General features: G+C 62.9%; 4 protein-coding genes. 2 read left to right on the top strand and 2 right to left on the bottom strand.

Annotation, left to right across the window (positions count from 1 at the left end):
- A partial coding sequence (locus EN906_RS29720) for an MFS transporter (protein ID WP_164777455.1) occupies positions 1-981 on the top strand: 981 nt, incomplete at its 5' end.
- Between the two features lie 182 nt (positions 982-1,163).
- Complete coding sequence (locus EN906_RS29725) at positions 1,164-1,430, top strand: hypothetical protein (protein ID WP_127271315.1); 267 nt, start codon at positions 1,164-1,166, stop codon at positions 1,428-1,430.
- A 108-nt stretch (positions 1,431-1,538) separates the two neighbouring features.
- Here EN906_RS29725 and EN906_RS29730 read toward each other — a convergent pair whose 3' ends face one another.
- Together EN906_RS29730 and EN906_RS29735 are read right to left on the bottom strand one after the other, a co-directional pair.
- Complete coding sequence (locus tag EN906_RS29730; protein ID WP_127271313.1) at positions 1,539-2,093, bottom strand: hypothetical protein; 555 nt, start codon at positions 2,091-2,093, stop codon at positions 1,539-1,541.
- A gap of 135 nt (positions 2,094-2,228) precedes the next feature.
- Positions 2,229-2,796: TIGR01620 family protein (locus EN906_RS29735; RefSeq protein ID WP_127375584.1), on the bottom strand; the 568-nt coding region annotated here is incomplete at its 5' end.

Below are 2,796 nucleotides of genomic sequence, written 5' to 3' on the forward strand. Positions count from 1 at the left end.
GGCGCCGTGACGGCCGTGTTGAGCAATGTTCTCATCGGCCGCTTGAACCGCAAGGCGGTGCTGGTTGGTCTCAGCGCTCTTGCGGTCGGTTCCAATATCCTGGCGGCGCTGGCGACCGATTTCTGGCTGTTGCTGTTGGGCCGGGCCGGGCTGGGCATCGCTCTCAGCGCTTTCTGGGCACTTTCGGTCGCCGTCGTGGCGAGGCTGGTTGGCGCCAATGCGACAGGTCGGGGCATGGCGATCGTCACCCTCGGCGTCTCGCTTGCCACCATTGCCGCACCGTCGATGGGCGCGTTGATCAGTGACTGGATAGGGTGGCGCAGTGCCATGGCCATGACGGCGGGGCTGGCCGCGCTTGCCATGCTGCTGCAGTTTCTCAGCCTGCCGACCTTGCCTGCAACGGCAAGCAACAGCCTTGCAGATGTATTTCGGCTGACCCGGCGGCGCGGCATCCAACTCGGCATGCTGGCTATTGTTTTGCTGATGACGGGGCATTTTGCCGGCTCGGTCTATGTGCGTCCCTTCCTCGAACAGGTGACACTCCTTACAACCGGACCGATTGCCCTGGCTCTGCTCGGGTTTGGCATCGCTGCCGTGATCGGTAATGTTGCCGGCGGCCGCATGGCCGACACCAACATCCACATGGCCCTCGCAGTCACCGCGGCGTTGATGGCGGTTGCGGCACTTACTTTGGTGCTTTGGGGCTCGCATATGGGCGTTGCCTTCGGCTTCGTTACGCTGTGGGGTTTCGCCTTTGGCATGGCGCCGGTGGTGCTGCCGACCAATATGTCGCGCGCGGCGCCTGATGCGCTGGAGGCAGCGGGCAGCCTGATGGTCACCTCTTTCCAAATTGCCATCACCATCGGCGCGGTTGTCGGCGGCTATGTCGTGGACACCTATGGCGCGACCGGGCCTTTGACTCTGACCGCTGTCCTTGCCGCATCGACCGCCGTCTTGGCGCTGCTGCAGCCACGCAGCTGAACTTTGCTGCCGCTGATAAAATAGCCTGAATCCGGGCCGCCGCCGATGTTGCAGGCGCGATACACAAGTTGAGGCCGGGAACACGTTGCATCTTGCCGCAATCGAAGGCTAAGGACGCTCGGCTTCGGCCATTGGAGGGTGATCGACGATCAAGTCGCGCCCTTTTTGAGGAGATGACTGACATGAAGAAGTTTTTGTTTGTTGCCGTCGGCCTGGCGGTGCTTGCCGGTTCGGCTTGCTCGAAGGCGCCCGAGTGCACGGCGGAAATCGCGACCAAGAAGGCGCAGGACATGGCTACCGCGCTGCAGGAAGCGATTACCAAGGACCCGTCCAAAGCGGCTGATCTGACGGCCAAGGTCCAGGCGGTGACAACCAAGTATCAGGGCGCTACGACATTGGCCGACGCCTGCAAGGCCTATGACGAACTGACGGCCACAATCAAAGGCTAACGCCCTGATTTGAGATCAAGGCCTAAGCGCCTGATTCGATGGGTCAAGGGAGAGGGCGGTGACCGTGGGGTCGCCGCCTTTTTTTCGGATTTTCAGTTCGGCGCGATTTCAGTTCGGCGCGATGGAGCCGACTTCGACTGCGTCGACGCGCTTCAAGCTCATGCCGATCACCGGCACCAACTGGTCGTCGACGCGCACGGCAATAGTCACTGTCATCGAATTGTCGTCAGGGATGCGAGCCTGCATGACGCCGCGCAGCTGGTTGCGGTTGATGGTGAAGACCACTTTGCGGGCATCGACGACGTTGCCGCCGATGATGTCGAGGCCGGAACCGGTCGCGCCACCCATAAAGCTGCCCTTGTAGCCCTCGCGGCCCTTGCGCTCGATCTTGGCCGACATCGGCTGGGTGAACATGCCGACCCGGCAGCCGCCGTCGAGCGACATGCCGACCTTGCCGTCGGGCGTCGAGCCGGTGAAGCTGCAGTTGAACTTGGTGCCTTTGTACTTGCCGGCGACGATTTCGCCGGGACCGATCCACTTGCCTTCAGCAGACTGGAAGAACTGCTTGTCCGGCTCCGCCGCAGATGCCACTCCGGCAATGCCGACGACTGCCGCAATCACCGTTGCCAGGGGCAGGACGCTGGATAGAATTACGCTTTTCATCGACGACACCCGGCAACAAAGATGCTGTTTGGAACCCGTCTGACCATGAACAAGATTGGTTAATGCTTCGTCACCGAGGAGCCGCGGCAGAGCAGTCCGGTAACGATTCCGAATGTCCGGACACTCCAGCCTGTCTCACTTGCCGGATGGGGTCGTTTCACCATCTTTCCTGGTTGCGAACGATGTCAGCGCCGAGAGGAAGTCGCCCAATCCGGGACGCTTGGCGGCGCTGAAGGGCAGGGGTCGCGCCGTCTCCATCGCGGCGATGCCGATGCGCGCCGTCATCATGCCGTTGACGACGCCCTCGCCAAGCTTGGCCGAAAGGCGCGCGGCCAGGCCGTGGCCGACGATCTGCTGGACGAAACTGTCACCGACCGCGATCGAGCCGGTAACCGCCAGATGCGCCAGCACGCTGCGCGCCAGGCGGAAGAAACCCAGCGTTCCGGGCCGTCCGCCATAGAGCTCCGACAGGCGGCGAATGAGCCGCCCGGCCTCGAATACGACATAGGCGACATCGACCAGTGCGCGTGGACTGACCGCCGTCACCAGCGAAACGCGTTTGGCGGCCTCGAGGATCATCACCTTTGCCCTGGCATCGAGGGGGCCCAGAATTTCTGCCTCGGCCAGGCGCACGAGATTGCCGCCGTCGATGATTTCGCCGCGCAGTTCGGCCGGCGCGCGCTGGCCGGCCGCGGTCTCGGGT

It is taken from the genome of Mesorhizobium sp. M7A.F.Ca.CA.004.06.1.1, from assembly GCF_003999135.1.
Lineage (GTDB): Bacteria > Pseudomonadota > Alphaproteobacteria > Rhizobiales > Rhizobiaceae > Mesorhizobium.

What these genes read in the sequence shown, in the direction of transcription:
- EN906_RS29725 (WP_127271315.1), top strand. Translation starts at nt 1,164, where the DNA reads ATGAAGAAGTTTTTGTTTGTTGCCGTCGGCCTGGCGGTGCTTGCCGGT.
- EN906_RS29730 (WP_127271313.1), bottom strand. Translation starts at nt 2,093, where the DNA reads ATGAAAAGCGTAATTCTATCCAGCGTCCTGCCCCTGGCAACGGTGATT.